Annotated in this window: 16 protein-coding genes; 7 read left to right on the forward strand and 9 right to left on the reverse strand. The window is 64.2% G+C overall.

Annotation, left to right across the window (positions count from 1 at the left end):
- The first annotated feature begins 29 nt into the window (after positions 1–29).
- The 3 genes from OKC41_RS14725 (at position 30) to OKC41_RS14735 (ending at position 2649) form a co-directional block, all read left to right on the forward strand.
- Complete coding sequence (locus OKC41_RS14725) at positions 30–1067, forward strand: alkene reductase (RefSeq protein ID WP_201895123.1); 1038 nt, start codon at positions 30–32, stop codon at positions 1065–1067.
- 197 nt (positions 1068–1264) lie between these two features.
- The gene (locus OKC41_RS14730; RefSeq protein ID WP_201895122.1) at positions 1265–2191 is read left to right on the forward strand and encodes a bifunctional helix-turn-helix transcriptional regulator/GNAT family N-acetyltransferase; all 927 of its coding nucleotides are present in this window, start codon (positions 1265–1267) and stop codon (positions 2189–2191) included.
- A complete protein-coding gene (locus tag OKC41_RS14735; protein WP_201895121.1) occupies positions 2188–2649 on the forward strand; it encodes an acyltransferase in 462 nt (153 codons plus the stop codon). Before OKC41_RS14730 ends, OKC41_RS14735 begins: the two co-directional genes overlap by 4 nt.
- Before the next feature lie 180 nt (positions 2650–2829).
- Here OKC41_RS14735 and OKC41_RS14740 read toward each other — a convergent pair whose 3' ends face one another.
- The 4 genes from OKC41_RS14740 to OKC41_RS14755 all read right to left on the reverse strand — a co-directional run bounded on the left by OKC41_RS14740 (position 2830) and on the right by OKC41_RS14755 (position 7556).
- Positions 2830–3279 carry an N-acetyltransferase gene (locus tag OKC41_RS14740; RefSeq protein WP_010672919.1) on the reverse strand — a complete coding sequence of 150 codons (450 nt, stop codon included), beginning with the start codon at positions 3277–3279 and terminating at the stop codon, positions 2830–2832.
- A 73-nt stretch (positions 3280–3352) separates the two neighbouring features.
- Positions 3353–3691 (reverse strand): nuclear transport factor 2 family protein, encoded by a 339-nt coding sequence (locus tag OKC41_RS14745; RefSeq protein WP_048206934.1) that lies wholly within the window; start codon positions 3689–3691, stop codon positions 3353–3355.
- 168 nt (positions 3692–3859) lie between these two features.
- Positions 3860–5449, reverse strand: a complete 1590-nt coding sequence (prfC, locus tag OKC41_RS14750; RefSeq protein ID WP_089503670.1) for a peptide chain release factor 3 — start codon at positions 5447–5449, stop codon at positions 3860–3862.
- A gap of 244 nt (positions 5450–5693) precedes the next feature.
- Entirely contained in the window at positions 5694–7556 is a 1863-nt protein-coding gene (locus OKC41_RS14755; RefSeq protein ID WP_201895119.1) for a diguanylate cyclase, read from the reverse strand.
- 195 nt (positions 7557–7751) lie between these two features.
- Here OKC41_RS14755 and OKC41_RS14760 point away from each other — a divergent pair, with 195 nt between their 5' ends.
- Positions 7752–8756 carry a sensor domain-containing diguanylate cyclase gene (locus tag OKC41_RS14760; protein WP_010672915.1) on the forward strand — a complete coding sequence of 335 codons (1005 nt, stop codon included), beginning with the start codon at positions 7752–7754 and terminating at the stop codon, positions 8754–8756.
- Between the two features lie 12 nt (positions 8757–8768).
- On the opposite strand, the gene viaA is transcribed toward OKC41_RS14760, so the two are convergent.
- Entirely contained in the window at positions 8769–10223 is a 1455-nt protein-coding gene (viaA, locus tag OKC41_RS14765) for an ATPase RavA stimulator ViaA (RefSeq protein WP_029313704.1), read from the reverse strand.
- Between the two features lie 95 nt (positions 10224–10318).
- Positions 10319–11932: an ATPase RavA domain-containing protein gene (locus OKC41_RS14770; protein ID WP_201895115.1), complete on the reverse strand. Its 1614-nt coding sequence runs from the start codon at positions 11930–11932 to the stop codon at positions 10319–10321.
- A 216-nt stretch (positions 11933–12148) separates the two neighbouring features.
- Here OKC41_RS14770 and OKC41_RS14775 point away from each other — a divergent pair, with 216 nt between their 5' ends.
- On the forward strand, positions 12149–12586 hold the full coding sequence (locus OKC41_RS14775) for a DNA polymerase III subunit psi (protein WP_049635924.1): 438 nt from the start codon (positions 12149–12151) through the stop codon (positions 12584–12586).
- 74 nt (positions 12587–12660) lie between these two features.
- Positions 12661–13110 (forward strand): ribosomal protein S18-alanine N-acetyltransferase, encoded by a 450-nt coding sequence (rimI, locus tag OKC41_RS14780; protein ID WP_029313700.1) that lies wholly within the window; start codon positions 12661–12663, stop codon positions 13108–13110.
- A gap of 72 nt (positions 13111–13182) precedes the next feature.
- Here rimI and OKC41_RS14785 read toward each other — a convergent pair whose 3' ends face one another.
- Positions 13183–13725: a hypothetical protein gene (locus OKC41_RS14785; protein ID WP_010672910.1), complete on the reverse strand. Its 543-nt coding sequence runs from the start codon at positions 13723–13725 to the stop codon at positions 13183–13185.
- Between the two features lie 181 nt (positions 13726–13906).
- Between OKC41_RS14785 and OKC41_RS14790 the strand changes: the two genes are divergently transcribed.
- A complete protein-coding gene (locus OKC41_RS14790) occupies positions 13907–15697 on the forward strand; it encodes a long-chain fatty acid--CoA ligase (protein ID WP_201895114.1) in 1791 nt (596 codons plus the stop codon).
- A 60-nt stretch (positions 15698–15757) separates the two neighbouring features.
- Here the strand turns inward: OKC41_RS14790 and OKC41_RS14795 are convergent, their stop codons facing one another.
- Together OKC41_RS14795 and OKC41_RS14800 are read right to left on the reverse strand one after the other, a co-directional pair.
- Positions 15758–16972, reverse strand: a complete 1215-nt coding sequence (locus OKC41_RS14795; RefSeq protein ID WP_039039404.1) for an aldose 1-epimerase family protein — start codon at positions 16970–16972, stop codon at positions 15758–15760.
- 226 nt (positions 16973–17198) lie between these two features.
- A complete protein-coding gene (locus OKC41_RS14800; protein ID WP_270672123.1) occupies positions 17199–17891 on the reverse strand; it encodes an aspartate/glutamate racemase family protein in 693 nt (230 codons plus the stop codon).
- Between the last annotated feature and the right edge of the window lie 77 nt (positions 17892–17968).

Consider the following 17968-nt stretch of genomic DNA (forward strand, 5'->3'; position numbering starts at 1 on the left):
CAAGAATCACTCCCTCAGGACAGACGATCATGAATACCCTGTTTCAGCCCTATCGCCTCAACGACACCCTCACCCTCGCGAACCGTTTCATGATGGCCCCCCTCACCCGCTGCATGGCGGGCCCGGGTCTGGTGCCCACCGAACAGATGGCCGCCTACTACGGCCGCCGCGCCGACATCGGCCTCATCATCTCCGAAGCCACCATCATCCGTCCGGACGGGCAGGGCTACCCCAATACCCCTGGGCTCTACAGCGCCGAACAGATCGCCGGCTGGAAGAAAGTGACCAGCGCCGTGCATGCCAACGGTGGCAAGATCTTCGCCCAGCTGTGGCACGTGGGCCGTCTCTCCCACCCCTTCTTCCACCACGCCGAAGTGCTGGCTCCCTCCGCCGTCGCCCATGAGGGCACGGTGCCGCGCATGCGCGAGCTGGTCTATCAGGTGCCGCGCGCCCTGACCGAGCGCGAAATCGCCCAGCTGGTCGAGGATTACGCCCAGGCCGCCGCCAACGCCATCGAAGCGGGCTTTGACGGGGTGGAGATCCACGGTGCCAACGGCTACCTCATCGATCAGTTCCTGCACCACGCCAGCAACCTGCGCACCGACAACTACGGCGGCAGCCCCGAGAACATGAGCCGCTTCGCCCTCGAGGTAGTGGATGCCATCGCCGCCCGCATTGGCGGGGATCGGGTGGGCCTGCGCCTCTCCCCCGGCGCCTATGTGCACCTGGAAGGGGATGCCCGGGATCGCGCCGTGTTCGACCACCTGCTGGCCGAGCTGAACCAGCGCACTCTGGCCTATCTGCACCTGGGTATCTTCGATGACAGCCTCACCTTCGACTACCTGGACGGCCGCGCCTCCGACTACCTGCGTGCCCGCTACGACGGCCACCTGGTAGGGGTGGGCAACTACAGCGCCGAGACCGCGCTCGAGGCCATCGAGGCGGACCGCTTCGACCTCGTCGCCATCGGTCGCCCCCTCATCGCCAACCCGGACTACCTCGCCAAGGTGAAACAGGGCGACGCCCTGGTGCCCTATGCCGACACCATGCTGGCCGAGCTGGTCTAACCCTCGCCGGCACCTTGCCAGACCAAGGATGGGATCCGCGCCCCCGCGCGGGTTTCCAATGTTTGGGCCCTCTCCCGGGCCCTTTTTTCTGCCTGCCTTTCGCCCTTTTTCACGCAAATAGTTGTCATCAACAACCAAAAGATGGTACTAGTTGCGCATAACAACCAAATACCATCACATCGCAAGGAGACAACCCCATGGATCCCCGCCCCCTGCGCGCCCTGTCGAGGGAACTGGTACGCGAACTCGGCATGCTCTCCCAGCAGTGCGGCTCGCTGGCCCTGAGCCCCCTGGAGGCCCACCTGCTCATCGAGCTGGAGAACGGTCCCGCCACCAACCAGCAGCTTGCCGAGCGCCTTCGCATCGACAAGTCCAACGCCAGCCGCCCCCTGGCCCGCCTCGCCGAGCGGGCGCTTATCGCCTGGCAACCCCACCCCTCGGACGGGCGCAGCAAGGAGGCGAGCCTCACCGAGCCGGGCAAGGCACAGCTTGAGGAGCTGCACCGGCAGATGGACGAGACCATGGCGGGGGCCCTGGCCCAGCTATCCCCCGCCGAGTGCGAGCAGATCTGGGAGGGCATGCGGCTCTATCGCAGCGCCCTCTCCCGCGCCCGCCGCCAGCAGGGGTTCGTCATCCGCCCCATCACCCCGGCCGACAATCCCCGGATCGCCGCCGTGGTGCGCGCCGTCTCCGCCGAATACGGCCTCACCGCCGACAAGGGGTACGGGGTGGCGGATCCCAACCTCGATTTTCTCCACGAGACCTATCAGGGGGAGCGCAGCCGCTACTGGGTGATTGAGGGACCGGACGGCACCATTCTCGGCGGGGGCGGCATAGCGCCGCTGGCGGGGGCAGCGGATGTGTGCGAGCTGCAGAAGATGTACTTCCTGCCCGCCCTACGAGGGCTAGGCCTGGGACGGCGGCTGGTGTTGCAGGCGCTGGCCGAGGCTCGCGCCCTGGGTTACCAGCGCTGCTATCTGGAGACCACCGCCGTGCTGCGGGAAGCCACCGCCCTCTATGAATCCCTGGGCTTCGAACACCTGCCGGGGCCCCTTGGCTGCACGGGCCACGACGCCTGCGAGATCTGCATGGTGCTGGCGCTCGACGGGAAGGAGGGGAGATGAGTGAACCAAAACGACTCTCTGTCGGCATACGAGATGTCAGCTTCGGTGAAAGGGTGAAGCTGGTTGAGCCTGTCAATCTTTACGGCTGTACCCTGGCTGACGATGTCTTTGTCGGCCCCTTCGTGGAGATACAGTCGAACGTCTCCATAGGTCGCGCAACCCGCATCCAGTCCCACAGCTTTATCTGTGAGCATGTGGCCATAGGTGAGCGCTGTTTTATCGGTCACGGCGTCATGTTTGCCAATGACCTCTTTCAAAGCGGCGCCCCCGACCCGGATCCCGCCAGTTGGGGCCGAACCCACATCGGGGATGGGGTATCCATCGGTTCAAACGCCACCATTTTGCCGGTACGGATATGCCAGGGAGCCGTCATCGGTGCCGGCGCAGTGGTGACCCGGGACATCACTGTCCCTGGCACCTATGCCGGCAACCCCGCCAGATTGCTGCGAACTTTCTAGCCAGAAGCGCCAATTCCCCCCTCATCCCCCCTTCTCCCTCAAGGGTAGAAGGGGGCCGGGCAGGCAATCTGTCGATACCCCGCGAGCCCGTTTACCCCGTATCACGGCCCCTGGCTGACACCGCGCCTCCCCAGAAGAGCGATTGCCATCCATCTCATGGACAGTGACACATAACGCCTGTCAGGCTCCAACCCGCTGGGTATAGTGATCAAAGGCGATTACCTTTTGATACCCCTCTGATTCATAAAGTAATTTTGCAGGTTGATTGGAGACAGCCGTCGCCAGTTTGACGGTCAGGGCATCTGTCTCCCTGGCAAAGCTGGCCACCCGTTTCAGCAGCGCTCTTGCCACACCCTGCTGGCGAGCTGACTCGACGACATAAAGATCATTGAGGTACCACATCCTCTTCATCGCGACGGAAGAGAATGCCGGATACAACTGGACAAAGCCTGCCCACTCTCCCGCCTCGTTGCGTGCCAGAAAGATAACTGAATCCGCCCCCTGAAGGCGTTCTCCGATGAATCGGGTTGCCTCATCTCTGTCCGGCGCTTGCCCATAAAACTGCCGATAGGCATCAAACAGACGGCTGGTTTCTTCAATGTGGGCCAACGTGGCCTGGAATATCTGCATGGCATCTCCTTGTCACCCTTCCCTGCACAGCGGTGCAATAGGATGGGGCCGTATGGCAAATACAGTGTCGGGTTTAAGAGGGGAAATAGAACCAGGCGGTCTGGATAAGACCCTCCTTCACCTCGAACACCGCCACGCTCTCGATGGGCTCGGGGGAGAGGCCATGGATCTTCTCGTGATCAAACACCTTGTTGCCCAAGACGGTGCGTGACAGCAGCTCGGCCTTGAGCAGCGGGTTGTTGAATCTGTGCTCCGCATAGAAGGTTCGCAGCGCCCCCTTGCCGACTGTGCTCGGCGTCTCGGTCGGCATGCGATAGCCTTTGAAATCCGGGGCAAAGCAGGCCACGAAGGCGTCGAGATCGTGGGCATTGTAGGCGGCAAACTGCGCCTCTACGGGTTGGGTGACGGACATGTCTCTCTCCACGGGTGATATTTAAATCACTTATCCTTGATTTTTATTCACTCATCAAGCCCCGGATGGGGATCGCCGCCCCTTCCAATGACACGCCCCATAACAAAAAACCCCGCCGAAGCGGGGTCTCTCTGGTCATCAGCCACCCGCTGGGTGCGGGCGGGGTGATCAGTGTTCGCGGGTCTGGCGGAAGTGAACGTCCGGGTGACGCTCCTGGGCCAGGCGCAGGTTGACCATGGTCGGCGCGATGTAGGTGAGGTTGTCACCCCCATCGAGGGCCAGGTTGACCTCGTTCTTGCGCTTGAACTCTTCGAACTTCTTGACGTCAGTCCCTTCCACCCAGCGGGCGGTGGCGACGTTGACCGCCTCGTAGATGGCCTCGACGTTGTATTCGCTCTTGAGGCGCGAGACCACCACGTCGAACTGCAGCACACCGACCGCACCGACGATGAGATCGTTGCTGATGAGCGGACGGAACACCTGCACCGCCCCCTCTTCGGAGAGCTGCACCAGCCCCTTGAGCAGTTGCTTCTGCTTGAGGGGGTCACGCAGGCGGATGCGGCGGAACAGTTCCGGCGCGAAGTTCGGGATACCGGTGAACTTGAGATCTTCACCCTGGGTGAAGGTGTCGCCGATCTGGATGGTGCCGTGGTTGTGCAGACCGATGATGTCGCCGGCACAGGCCTCGACCGCCTGTTCGCGGTCACCGGCCATGAAGGTGACGGCGTCGGAGATGTTCACGTCCTTGCCGATGCGCACGTGGCGCATCTTCATGCCCTTGCTGTAAGTACCTGACACGATACGCATAAAGGCGATACGGTCGCGGTGTTTCGGGTCCATGTTCGCCTGGATCTTGAACACGAAACCGGAGAACTTCTCCTCGGTGGCCACCACTTCGCGGCTCTCGGCCTTGCGCGGCATGGGGGCTGGCGCCCAGTCGGTCAGGCCGTCCAGCATGTGGTCGACACCGAAGTTGCCCAGTGCAGTACCGAAGAAGACCGGGGTCATCTCGCCGGCGATGAAGGCGTCGTGATCGAACTCGGGAGAGGCGCCCTGCACCAGCTCCAGCTCGCCACGCAGCTGGGCAGCCAGATCGTCGCCGATGGCGGCATCCAGCTCGGGGTTGTTCAACCCCTTGACCACCCGCTTCTCCTGGATGGTGTGGCCCTGACCGCTCTGATAGAGATAGGTCTCGTCCTTGTAGAGGTGATAGACACCCTTGAAGGATTTGCCACAGCCGATAGGCCAGGTGATGGGGGCGCACATGATGTTGAGCTCGCGCTCCACCTCGTCCATCACCTCCATCGGGTCGCGCACTTCGCGGTCCAGCTTGTTCATGAAGGTGAGGATGGGGGTGTCGCGCAGCCGGGTCACTTCCATCAGCTTGCGGGTCCGGTCTTCCACACCCTTGGCGGCGTCGATGACCATCAGGCAGCAGTCGACCGCCGTGAGGGTACGGTAGGTATCTTCGGAGAAGTCCTCGTGACCCGGGGTGTCGAGCAGGTTGACCAGGCAGTCGGCGTAGGGGAACTGCATCACGGAAGTGGTGATGGAGATACCGCGCTGCTTCTCCATCTCCATCCAGTCGGATTTGGCGTGCTGGCCCGAGCCACGGCCCTTGACGGTACCGGCGCGCTGAATGGCCTGTCCGAACAGCAGGACCTTTTCGGTGATGGTGGTTTTACCCGCATCCGGGTGCGAGATGATCGCAAAAGTGCGTCTCTTGGAGACTTCACTCAGAAATTCAGCTGACATAATTCGACGTTCTTCTATTGAGCGGCGGCCTGGAGCCACCGTGGGAAAAATGCGGGACAGCACCTTGGAATCAGGGCGCCCATGCAGACAACGACACCACGCGGGCGGGTCAGTGACCGCCGGTGGAGACAGGAGAAGCGCGTTGCATTACATGGGTCTGGCCCCGGATCAAAGCAAAATTGCGCGGCATTATACCCGCGCGAGTGAAAAATACCCAGCCCGCTATCACGGGGGCCCGGGGTCGGCCTCACCGGGCCGTCATCACCCGGTTGCGCCCCGCCAACTTGGCCTCGTACATGGCCTCGTCGGCCCGGCGTACCAGCTCGCCCAGGTTGTCATCCTCGGGTTTGTACTGGGCACAGCCGATGCTGATGCGGATGGGGTGATCCGCAGGCACCCCCTCAATCTCGAGACGGGCGACGGCTTGGCGGATCCGCTCGGCCACCTCGACGGCCTCGTTCAGGAGGGTATCCGGCAGCAGCACCAGAAACTCCTCACCGCCGTTGCGCCCCACTCTGTCGAGGCTGCGCAGCTGCTCCTCGATGCACTGGGCCACGGCGGTGAGCACCCTGTCACCCACGTGGTGGCCCAGCTGGTCGTTCACCTTCTTGAAGTGATCCACATCCAGCAGCAGCACGCACAGGGGGTTGCCCTCCTCCCGCGCCTGGGTGAACCATTTGCGCCCCTTGGCCTGGATCTGGCGCCGGTTGTGGATGCCGGTCAGTTCGTCCGTCATGGCGAGGCGCTGCATCTTGCGGGTGCGCCCGCGCTGGTGCACCACCAGGGTACCCATCACCACCAGCAGCAGGGCCACCACCAGGTATTGCCAGTAGCGCCGCTCCTGCAACTGCTTGAGTTTCTCCGCCTGCAACTGCTGCTGGGACCTGAGGGTCTGGTTTTCCAGCTCCTTGCGGGCGAGATCGAACTCGAAACGCATCTGCAAGGAGCGCTGTTCCCGCAATCTCAGCTCGAGGGCCTGGCGGGTCTCGACATAGGTCTTGAGGCTGGTGAGGGCCGACTGGATATGCCCCTGACGCTCCAGCACCCGGGCGCGGGTCTCATGCACCCGGGCGAGGAAGCGCAGGTTCTGCTCCCGGGTAAAGATGGGCTCGGCCTCGTCCAGGTGCCGCAGCGCCTCGCCGGGTCGGTTCAGGGCCTCGAGGACGTCGGCCATGACGAGGTGCCAGTGGCCCAGGGTGACGCTGTCCGCCCCCTCCCCCTGATGAAGGGAGGCTGCCGCCTGATCGAGCTTGGTCATGGCCTGGTCCGGCTTGCCCTGTTTCTGCAGGATGGTGGCCAGCTCGATCCGGCTCCAGGCCAGGACCCCTTCCTGGTTTGATCCCAGATAGTAACGCTCCGCTTCGGCCATCAGGGGCTGCGCCTTGTCGTACTCTTCGGTGTCGATGTAGAGGAGCCCCTGCTGGCTGTGAATGTCCACCAGGTACTCCTCGACCCCGAGCTGCCGGTAGTCGTGCTCCAGCTCGTTGAAGTAGCTCTCGGCCCGCTCATAGAGCCCCATCCTGCGATAGGCATTGGCAATATTGGCGAGCACCTCGCGCCCCTTGGCCTCCAGCCCGAGCGCCTCGTAGCGCTGGTGGGCATCGATGAGATCCATCAGCCCTTCCGCCAGCTCCCCCTGGTAGGAGTACATCTCCCCCCGCAGGCTCAGGATGTCGGCACGCTGACGCTCATCCCCGAGCCGACGGGCCAGGGTCAGGGCGGCGTCGTAATCCTGCCGGGCCCCGGCCATGTTGCCGAGCAGTTGCCGGTGATACCCGCGGCAGGCGAGCAACCCCACTTCGGTGACCCTGTCCTTGCGGGCACGGGCCTGTACCAGCCCCTGCTCGGCAAACGCCACCGCGCGGCGAAACTCCTCGTCCCGTTCACCCGGCAGGGCCCAGCACTGCAGCCGGGCAAGACGCCCCTGCACCTCGGGCGGATAGTGTGCCTGTCCGGCAGTCAGGGCGTCGACGCGCTCGCGAAACACCTGCACCGGCATCGTCGACTCTTCCAGCTGCTGCAACGCCAGTTGCAACTCGTACCCAGCCAGTGGCGTCGCCTGGGCCAGGGCAACCCCCAGCAACAGACCACCTCCCATCAGGATCTTCATGCGGACATTTTCTCCTCTTCACTGGCCGGACGCCGCGCTCACCGCTGTCATCATATCCCCACAGACTCTGGGTGCACAGCCGTCAGAGGGTGGGAAAACGCCTCATATCGGACGAGAGCCTCCCCTATCCCCTTCTTTACAGAAGGAGAGAGTGCATCGACTATATATGCTTTCGAACAGGGGAAGGGATGAGGAATGACCTACGAGGAGCTGAGGGAGGCTTACGACAGGTTGTTGCTGGAGAACGAGCGTCTCAAACGCATCGCGGATGACGCGCGGGAGAAGCTGGACGCCGCCATGGACGGCACCGGCCTGTGCATCTGGCAGAACCATGTGCCCACCGGCAAACTCATCATCTTCAACCGGCGCTGGGGCTCCATGCTCGGTTACCAGCCCAAGGAGCTGTCGGCCCACTTCGACGTCTGGCGCGCCCACCTGCACCCGGAGGACAGGGAGCAGGTGCTGCAGGCCTTCTTCGACCATCTGGAGGGCAAGAGCCCGTTTTATCAGGCGATGCACCGGATGATCGGCAAGGATGGCAAGACCACCTGGGTGCTGGACCGGGGCCGGGTGGTGGAGCGGGATGATCAGGGCAACCCCGTCCGGGTGATGGGCACCCACATCGACATCACCCACGAGAAGGAGTACGAGCAGCAGCTCGCCCAGCTTGCCCACCGGGATCCCCTCACCGGCCTGTTCAACCGCACCGCGCTGCACCGCCACTTTCCCGGGGAGTACCAGGCCATCTGTTTCATCGATCTCGATGACTTCAAGCTGGTGAACGACAACCTGGGCCACCGGGCAGGTGACGAGCTGCTGGTCTCCCTCGCCCAGCGCCTTCGCCACTGCTGCGGCGAGGAGGTACGGCTGGGGCGCATCGGCGGGGACGAGTTCGTGCTGCTGCTGCCTTGGGCGTGCGACGATCCCCGCACCAGCCACCTCGCCCGCCAGTGCATCGATGCCATCGCCACCCCCTTCGAGCTGCCCAACGGGGACGCCTCGGTGGGGCTGAGCATGGGGATTGCGGCCATCCGGCCCCAGGACGATTTCGGCGCGGCGCTGGCCCGGGCGGATCAGGCCATGTACAGGGTCAAGCGCAGCGGCAAGCGGGGTTTTTATATTGCCCAGCCAAGCGGTCAGCCGCTGCTGGATCAGGAGCAGGTCAACGAACGGGGCCTATACCACAGGCCCACTCTCTGAGCCTGAGCACCCTCAATGGCGCTGCCAGCGCCGCAGCAGGCGTCCACGCAGGCCGCAATCGAGCAGCCAGCTGTTGTCGAACACCCGCAAAATGGCCGCCTTGGCGTGGCGGGACATGGCGACTGCATGGAAGCGTGTCTGCTGCGCCCGTCGCCGGTTCATCCGCTCGAGCAGGGGGTGGGGCAGGTTCTGGGCGATGAAATCGGAGATCACCAGCACGTCGGCCTTGGCAAAGGCGGGTTGTTCGAGCTGGGTCAGGGCCTGCTCCAGGCAGGGCACCAGATCGGTCCCCCCGTGAAAACTCATGGAGAGAAAGCGCTCCGCCTTCTCAAGCCCGGTGTCGGCGGTGATCTCCAGGGTCGCCACCTCGGTGGAGAAGAGCATCAGATAGCAGCCCCGCTTCTCCTCCATCGCCCCTTTGAGCAGGGCGAGAAAAAGCGCCTTGGCACACTCCTCCGGATAGCCCCCCATGGAACCTGACGTATCGACGCAGACGATGAAGGGGCCCCGCGGCTGCACCTCCTGCCCTCCCTGCTCGGGGGAGCGCAGCATCAGACGCTGGCGCGGCAGGGTGCCCCGTGACTGATAGCTCAGCAGGCGCCGCTCCAGATAACGGCGATAGAACTCCAGCTCCAGCTCCGGCAGCGCCAGCATCACCGCCTCGCTCGGCAGGAGGCGCATCAGATCGCTGGCCGGGTGCACCCCCACCAGATCGTCGGGCACATCGTCACTTTGCACCTCTTCCAGCTCGTGCACAGGTACCGGCGGCAGCGTCCTGTCCTCGCTGCGACGCTCCCGCTCGCTGCGCCCAAGCAGGGCGGCGATCTCCGCGAGCAGAGGCTCCTGCTGCAACATGCGGGCGTACTGCTTCACCAGCGCCAGGCTGCGCTTGTGCCAGCTCCCCTGGGCCAGATCCCAGAGCCCCCCGGCGGAGATCTGGTGCGGATCCAGGGCATCGGCCAGGGTCCGGTTGGCCAGCAGTTGATCCTCTATCTCCTGGCGCTGCTTCTCCCGCTCCGCCTCCGCTATCTGCTGCTGCAACTGCAACAGGCTGCCCACCAGGCTGGCGCGCCACTTCTCGATGAAGAGCTGGCGCAGCCCCTCGGTGGGCTGGGCCACTATCTGGCGCACCAGGCTGCGGGCATCCCCCGCAAAAGGGCTGTGCTGCTCAAGGGCTTCCAGCAGGGCGGGCAGTCGCCCCACCAGCTCCGGCAGAGGCAGTTGCCGGTGGGCCTGATAGAGCAGGTATTCCCGCTCGAGGGCCACCGGCACCGGCTTGTGGCGCATCTCCTCCCCAAGCTGTTCGCTCCAGGTCTGGATTCGCTTTCTGAGCAGCTTCCCCTGCAGGGGCGAGCGCTTGAGGAACTCGGAGATCTTGGGGGTGGAGGCAAGCAGCAGCGCCATCTCCCCCGCCAGTTCCCCCTCCCCCATGAGCAGCCCCAGGTCCATCATGCCGATCTCTAGCATGGACCACCCCGGATGTTGAGATGTGATGGAATATCATGCTGACTAAACATGTTTTTCATCCTGTTTATTTCACCAATCCCACGTCAGGCGCGACGTCACCCCTGTGCATCGAGAAGAGGCAGACGATCCCGCCACTGCTGCAGCTCGGCCCCCAGCCGCTCCAGGTCCCGGTTCAGCACGAAGAAGCTGTCCTCCACCTGACGCAGCCAGTGGTCCCCCACGAACAGATGGGGCTGGTGACGGTCGAACAGGTTGCGCTGGCCCTTGAGGTTTTGCAGCACCCGGTTCACCTGGCCCGTCAGGTCGTCCAGGGCCGACAGCCAGGGGGCCATCACCACCTCGGGGATGGGGGTGCGCTCCACCAGCATCAGGGGCACGGGCTGGCGCTGGATATCCAGCACGTGCAGCCGCAACTGCTCGTCCAGCACCAGCTCGTAGTGCCCCTCCTTGGGGTTGCCGAGAGGCCAGCCCACCAGCGCCTCCCCGGTGGGGTGCCAGTGAGAGAGCAGGGTGCGATCGAAGGTGAGGGTGCCGGTGAGGCGCTCGGGATCGCTGCCATCCAGGGGCGCCGGAGTGAGCAGCTGGAAATGCACCAGCTTGCCGAACGGCCTGGCGTTGGCCAGCGGCAGTTCGGTGCCGCGGGCGCGGCGGCCGAACCACTGCTTGCGCTTGACCGCCTTGCAGCCGATGCGCAGGGCGACCGCCCCCTGCAACTGCTTGAACTGCTCGCGCAGGGAGAGCAGCTCCCGGGTCAGCGCCAGTTGCTGGTAGCCGTAGAGGCGGGAAAACTCGCCGATCATCTCCAGCAGCGCGGTGCGGGAAGCCTCGTCGTGCCAGAGGCAATCCTTGAACAGCAGCAGATCCAGGGGCGCCACCTCGTCGCGGCCATTGAAGAAGGCGCTCGCCTTGATGAGCCGCACCGCCTTCTTCCAGCGCCGATCCGAGACATAGCAGCCGTGCCCGAGCTGGCTGTCGAGCTGCTGGCGCAGCTGGTAGATGAGTTCGAAACAGGCGTCCGGCAGGCGCACCTGCTCGATGGCATCCTGCCAGGCGTCGTACTCCTCCCCACGAATCTGCACCGAGGGGGTCAGGTTCTGATGGGATTGGCCATCGCTCGCCAGCATGGCCTGGAAGTTGGATTTCTCCTGCACCCTGTCCATCCAGACCCGCACCAGCATGCGGTCGTAGAGCGCCTCCAGCCCGCTGTCCGGGGCAGGCAGCTCGTTCGAGGCGGTGACCAGCAGCCGCATGGGAATGGGGTGCTGGCTGTCGCCGTTGCGAAACTGCCGCTCGTTGATGGCGGTGAGCAGGGTGTTGAGGATGGCGGGGCCCGCCTTCCAGATCTCGTCGAGGAAGACCACCTCGGCCTCCGGCAGGTAGCCGCTGGTCAACCGCAGGTACTTGCCATCCTCCTTGAGCGCCTGGATAGAGAGGGGGCCGAACACCTCCTCCGGCGTACTGAAACGGGTCATCAGGTATTCGAAATGGCGGGCATCCTGAAACGCCAGCTTGAGGCGCCGCGCGATCAGGCTCTTGGCGATGCCCGGGGGGCCCAGCAGAAAGACGCTCTCGCCACTCAGGGCCGCCAGCAGGCCGAGCCGCAGGGCATCCTGGCGCTCATACAGTCCCTCGCCAAGGGCGGAAAGGAGCCGTGGCAGGCGCTCATGAATGGGGGTGGCACGAACAGTATTCTGGGCTAAAGGCGGCATAGGCACAGTTCCGAAGCTGATAGGTCATCCGTGGTGACGGGGTCCGGCCTTTGGCCCCGCCCCACTCTCATTGTCTGTCATCTCTGCCCCCGGGGAGGCGCTCGTTTGCCATCGCCACAGGGCGAAAAGCGCACGTCCGGGGTGCAGCAAATCCCGCGAGAGTGTACTCTGCGCATCATTATTTACCCCAACGCAGATCAAGAGTGAGCCTTCGCCATGCAAGATCCCCTGCTGGACCCGCTGCGCCAGCGCATCCTGGCCCGCATGGGCATCCCCCTCTGGCAACAAAGAGGCCGACTCCTGGCGGGAGGCACCAGCCCCGACGGCGCCGCGCAGCCGGCAAACACGCCCGCCGACGAGGTGCTGGCCCCGCAGGAGACCGCCCCTCTGCCGACCGGCAAGCTCTGGCTGCTGGCAGAGACGCTGCCCGCGCCCTCCCTGCTCGGGGACATCTGCCGCTGGCTCGGCCTTGGCACGGACGAGGTCTCCCTGCTGTCCGAGATGCCTTCCCTGCCAGCAGGGGCCACTTCGCCCCTGCTCTGGCTGACGGCGCCGGACCCTCGCTGGCCCGATGCACTGGTCTGCCCGCTCAAGCCCGATGGGGCGCACAAGCGCGCCCTCTGGCAGCAGTGCCGGCAGCGCCACACCCCTTGATGCTCACGACCATGGCACGGCCATGGTGTCCATCGCAAGCCTGAATCCCGTCCGGAGTGACCATGTCTGACCTCTTGCCCCACTTTCGCCCCCTGCTCGAATCGGACTTCGAAGCCATCTACCCCATCGAGCAGGCCGCCCACCAGGAGCCCTGGAGCCAGGCCAACCTGCTCTCCTGCTTCGGGCCGCGCTATCTCAACGGCCTGATGCTGGTGGACGGACGACCGGCCGGTTTCTACATCTCGGATCTGGTGGCGGGAGACAGCTCCCTGATGAACATCTGCGTACACCCCGACTTTCAGGGCAAGGGGCTGGGGCGAGCGCTGCTCAGGGAGTACCTGGCCCGCAGCAAGGCCGGCAAGGCCGAGGCCTGGTTCCTGGAGGTCAGGGCTGGCAACCGCACCGCCATCAACCTCTACGAGAGCGAGGGGTTTGCCGAGTATTGCCGCCGCGCCGACTACTATGGCACCGGGCAGGAGAGGGAGGATGCCGTGCTGATGTCCCGTCTGTTCGACTTCGGCTGACAACCCGCAGCAGACCGCCGTCAGCGGGCGCCCCCCTCTGACCTCCCTGACTCCCCCGCTTCGCTTCCCCCCTCAAGGCAGGGGCGCATTGTCGATGGAGGGGTCTTCCAGGCTCAGGGTCACCCTCAGCACGGCCTCGAAGGCGGCTCCCGAGAGGGGCATGAAGAAGCCGCGACCATAGGTGACGCCGGGCATCCAGATCTGTTCGATATCCACCGCGATCTTGATGGGGCGAAGCGGCTCACCCGGTCGCTGGACATAGATGCCAGGGGCCGTCGCAACCTGGGGGAAGCGGCGCAGAATGTGCTCGCTGCCATCCCCCGCATCCGGGTTGAGTCGCACCTTCACCAGCCCCGCCAGGGCGGATTGCATCTCGGGGGCACGCCACAGCCTGGTATTCAGCGCCTTGCAGCGTCGACACTTGGCGCGCTCGATCACGTAGAGCAAGGGGTATCCTTCCCTCAGCGCCAGCCGCTGCGCCTGCTCATAGCCCTCGGCGCCGCTCAGCCAGGGATTCTCCTGCTCCCCCGCGCCCCCCAGCAGATACCAGAGGGCGCCTGCCCCCGCCAACAGCAGCAACACGCCGGTGAACAGGCTCTTGATCCCGATATTCATGGTGCAACTCCCTGAATGAATCCGATCCCTGCCCCCTATCATGCCTCACTCTCATCTGGTTGACGACTTTGTGATCCAGGACAAATGGCGCACACTTGTAAGCTGTAATGTTAGAGTTTAAACTCCAGCCCCGATTTTGGTGCCCCTGCGGGCGCACAACTGTTACTTGAGGATGCGTGAGATGTCGCAGTTTCATCTGGTTAGAGTGATGCGTGAGCGTATTGCCCGCCTTGGCAACAAGGCCGCCCTGCGCGTCCAGCAGGATGGCCAGTGGCGCGCCATCGGCTGGCGAACCCTGGGTCAGGCCATGGATTATTGCGCCCAGGGACTGATCCGGGCGGGCCACCAGTCCGGCGAGATGGTCGGCATCTATGCCCGCAACATGCCCGAGTGGACCCAGGCCGACCTCGGCATCCTGGCCGCCCGTGGCGTCAGCGTGCCCATCTACCCCACCAGCACCCTCGATCAGCTGCGCTACATCGTCAGGGATGCCGGCATCAGGATGCTGTTCGTGGGGGAGCAGCCCCAGTTCGATCAGGCGCTGCACCTCATCGACAGCGGCGAGATAAGCCACATCGTCGCCCTGGACGGCACCGTCGATCTGCGCGGCTGCGCCTCGGCCAGCCACTTCCAGGCCTTCCTCGTCTCCGGCAACCACCAACCCAGCGAGCAGGTGCTGCGCGAGCGCGAGCGCCACTACCGCATGGACGACCTGCTGACCCTCATCTACACCTCGGGCACCACGGGCGAACCCAAGGGGGTCATGCTCGATTTCGCCAACATGGCCGCCTGCTTCGAGATGCATGACGCTCGCCTCGACCTCAGCGAGCAGGATGTCTCCCTCTGCATGCTGCCGTTGAGCCATGTGTTCGAGCGTGCCTGGAGCTACTACGTGCTCTATTGCGGCGCCGAGAACGTCTACATTCGCGACCCGCAGAAGGTGATGGATGTCATCGGCGAGGTGAAGCCCACCGTGATGTGCGCCGTGCCTCGCCTCTACGAGAAGGCCTACGCCATGATCCAGGCCAAGGTCGCCCAGGCGCCGCGCCTGCGCCGCACCCTGTTCGGCTGGGCCACCCGGGTGGGCAAGCAGATGGTCGCCACCCGTCAGGCGGGCAAGTCTGCCTCTCCCCTGCTCTATGGCCAGCTCTGGCTTGCCGAGCGCCTGGTGTTTCGCAAGCTGCGCGCCCGTTTCGGCGGCCGCACCCGCTTCCTGCCTGTGGCGGGCGCCCGTCTTGCGGACGAGGTGAATCTCTTCTTCCAGGCCATGGGGCTCAACCTCAAGTACGGCTACGGCATGACCGAGACCACCGCCACCGTCTGCTGCTATGAAGACACCCAGTTCAGGCTGGGCTCCATCGGCACGGCGCTAAACGGCATCGAGGTGACACTCGGCGAGAACAATGAACTGCTGGTGCGCGCCCCCACCGTGATGCGTGGCTACTACAACAAGCCGGAGGCCACCGCCGAGGTGATGACCGAGGATGGCTTCCTGCGCACCGGCGATGCAGGCGAGCTGGATGACGAGGGCAACATCTACTTCACCGAGCGCCTCAAGGAGCTGATGAAGACCTCCAACGGCAAGTACGTGGCGCCGCAACTGGTCGAGGGGACCCTCGGCAAGGATCGCTTCATCGAGCAGATTGCCATCGTCGCCGATGCCCGCCACTTCGTGTCGGCGCTCATCGTGCCCTGCTTCGAGTCCCTGGAGGAGTACGCCCGCTCCATCAACCTGCAGTACCAGTGCAAGACCGAGCTGCTGCGCCACTCCCGGGTGATGGAGTTCTTCGAGGCCCGCATCGCCGATCTGCAAAAAGAGCTGGCCAAGTTCGAGCAGGTGAAGAAGTTCACCCTGCTGCCGAGCGCCTTCTCCATGGAGCTCGGGGAGATCACCCCCACCATGAAGCTGCGCCGCAAGATCATCGAGGCCAAGTACCAGCGCGAGATAGAAGCCATGTACAGCCACGTCTGATCGACGGGCCTGATATGAAAAAGCCGCTCATGGAGCGGCTTTTTGCTGGGCGTCTCTCCCTTATGGCAGCTTGACCAGGGGTTGCTCGCGCAGCTCGGTGGCCCGACCGCCCTGGATCTTCTCCACCTGGGCCAGGGCCTGCTTCACCTCGTCGGCATTTTGCAGCAGGCGATAGGTCAGATCGAAGGTCTTGGTCTCCCCCGGCTGGATCTTGGGGACCAGCCCGAGCGGGCGCTGGTACTTGGTGCTGTAGGCATAGCTGGTACCGGGTTCGATGCCGGTCACATAGCCCTGGGCCCGGGTGTCGGTGTTCTTCCACAGGGTCAGCACCGGCAGCTGTCGGGTGTTGTAGCCTACCGCCACTCCGGCGTTGCCGGCCCGGTTGTTCAGCACTGCCAGGGTATTGCCGTCGGCGTCGCTGTAGGGCACCAGGTTGAACACCATCTCGTCGAAGCCCTTGGTGGGCCCCAGATAGGTTTGCCAGCCCTTGAGTCCGGCCTTGGCGTAGTCATTGAACGGGGAGATCTGCTTCACTGGCGTGCTCACCCTGGCTCCCTCCTCCAGAATGGGGGCCCCGAAGTTGCCGTGATAGATGATCTGGTACTCGTTCTCGTAGTCCGCGTGGTTGGTCAGCTTGTCCTGCAGGGCAAACTCCGCCTGACCGGGCACCACGCTCAGCTGGGTCCAGGTGACCAGTTCGCTCATCTTGAAGGTGCGCTCGTCCACCCGGCCCAGCACGTGGATGGCATAGGGCGGCTCTTCGTCCACGGTCACACTGACCACGGAGGCGGGAATGTTCTGCACCCGGCCATGCAGGCTCTTGAGGCGGCCGTCGTCATCCACTCCGGGATGACCCGTCCATTCGTAGCCGCAGCGCACCAGCATCTCGTTGAAGCCGTCGAGCCAGCCGAGGCCGCCACGGCTCTCGAGATCGATGAAGGCGGGATTGACCACCTCCTTGACCGGTGAATCCCAGCCGAGGCGCAGATCCGCCGCCTTGACCTCCTTGATCCCCATGCCGCGGGTCGGCACCAGGGTGATCTTCATGACGCCGTTGTCGACGATGAGCAGATCCACCCCTTCCTGGCGGCCGCCGTGCAGGCGTTTCTTCTCGATGGTGAAGGGAACCGGGCTCTTGATGCCGAGCTTCTCGCTGGTGATCTTCCAGTCGCCCACATCCAGCCCTTGCTGGGAGTCGGTCAGCAGAAATTCGGCGGCGTGACCCGCGGTGGCGCCCAGGGCGAGCAGCACGGCAATGGAGAGTTTCTTCAACATGGATTTATCCTCGTGTCTCTTGTTTTTGTGAAAGCTGAATCGTTTCAGTGATCGAAAACTAGGCGTCTGACGCCCAGTACTCAAGAGACAAAAAGAGGAAATGTGAGCCGATTGACAATAAAAACGGCTTCAGCCCTGCTGAAATGAAGGCTGACTCACAGTTATGAAAGGAGGAAAAAACAGGCGGGCGCCGAGAGGGGCGCCCCCTCACCCCGCCCGCACCACATCAGGCAAGGGCCAGCGTGACCGCTGCTTCGGCGTGGATGGCGGTGGTGTCATAGAGAGGCACGGCGGCCTGGCACGCCCCCACCAGCAGGGCGATTTCGGTGCAACCCAGGATCACCGCCTGGGCACCGGCCTGTGCCAGATCGGCGATGATGGCCAGATACTCGGCCTGAGACGACTCGCGAATGTCGCCGAGGCAGAGCTCGTCATAGATGATGCGGTGCACCCGCTCCCGTGCAGCGTCATCAGGCACCAGCACCTCCAGCCCGAAGCGCTCCTGGAGCCGCCCCTTGTAGAAATCCTGCTCCATGGTGAAGCGGGTGCCGAGCAAACCCACCCGGGTCACCCCGTCGGCCTGGAGGCGATGGGCCGTGGCATCGGCGATATGGAGCAGGGGAATGTCGATGGCGGCCTCGATCTCCGGCGCCACCTTGTGCATGGTGTTGGTGCCGATCAGCAGGAAATCGGCGCCACCGGCCTGGACGGCCCTGGCCTCGGCCGCCAGCAGGCGGGCGGTGGCGGGCCAGTCGCCGGCGTGCTGCAGCCGCTCAATCTCGGCGAAGTCGACGCTGCTCAGCAGTACCCGCGCCGAGTGCAGGCCGCCGAGCCGCTCACGCACGCCCCGGTTGAGGGCCTGGTAATAGCTGACGGTGGACTCCCAGCTCATGCCACCCAGCAGACCGATACATTTCATGGGATCTCCTTATGTAACCCGATGGTGCAAACCAATGCTGCAATCCCTCAGGGGGCGCGTTTGGTCGCACCGCCCCG

The sequence above is a fragment of the Aeromonas sp. QDB17 genome, from assembly GCF_027705305.1.
Taxonomy (GTDB): Bacteria; Pseudomonadota; Gammaproteobacteria; order Enterobacterales; family Aeromonadaceae; genus Aeromonas; species Aeromonas caviae.

Coding starts and splice junctions, on each gene's coding strand:
- viaA (WP_029313704.1), bottom strand. CDS start 10,223: ATGCTAGAGATCGGCATGATGGACCTGGGGCTGCTCATGGGGGAGGGG.
- OKC41_RS14800 (WP_270672123.1), bottom strand. CDS start 17,891: ATGAAATGTATCGGTCTGCTGGGTGGCATGAGCTGGGAGTCCACCGTC.
- OKC41_RS14745 (WP_048206934.1), bottom strand. CDS start 3,691: ATGTCCGTCACCCAACCCGTAGAGGCGCAGTTTGCCGCCTACAATGCC.
- OKC41_RS14730 (WP_201895122.1), top strand. CDS start 1,265: ATGGATCCCCGCCCCCTGCGCGCCCTGTCGAGGGAACTGGTACGCGAA.
- OKC41_RS14735 (WP_201895121.1), top strand. CDS start 2,188: ATGAGTGAACCAAAACGACTCTCTGTCGGCATACGAGATGTCAGCTTC.
- OKC41_RS14760 (WP_010672915.1), top strand. CDS start 7,752: ATGACCTACGAGGAGCTGAGGGAGGCTTACGACAGGTTGTTGCTGGAG.
- OKC41_RS14795 (WP_039039404.1), bottom strand. CDS start 16,972: ATGTTGAAGAAACTCTCCATTGCCGTGCTGCTCGCCCTGGGCGCCACC.
- OKC41_RS14785 (WP_010672910.1), bottom strand. CDS start 13,725: ATGAATATCGGGATCAAGAGCCTGTTCACCGGCGTGTTGCTGCTGTTG.
- OKC41_RS14755 (WP_201895119.1), bottom strand. CDS start 7,556: ATGAAGATCCTGATGGGAGGTGGTCTGTTGCTGGGGGTTGCCCTGGCC.
- OKC41_RS14790 (WP_201895114.1), top strand. CDS start 13,907: ATGTCGCAGTTTCATCTGGTTAGAGTGATGCGTGAGCGTATTGCCCGC.
- OKC41_RS14725 (WP_201895123.1), top strand. CDS start 30: ATGAATACCCTGTTTCAGCCCTATCGCCTCAACGACACCCTCACCCTC.
- OKC41_RS14775 (WP_049635924.1), top strand. CDS start 12,149: ATGCAAGATCCCCTGCTGGACCCGCTGCGCCAGCGCATCCTGGCCCGC.
- OKC41_RS14740 (WP_010672919.1), bottom strand. CDS start 3,279: ATGCAGATATTCCAGGCCACGTTGGCCCACATTGAAGAAACCAGCCGT.
- OKC41_RS14770 (WP_201895115.1), bottom strand. CDS start 11,932: ATGCCGCCTTTAGCCCAGAATACTGTTCGTGCCACCCCCATTCATGAG.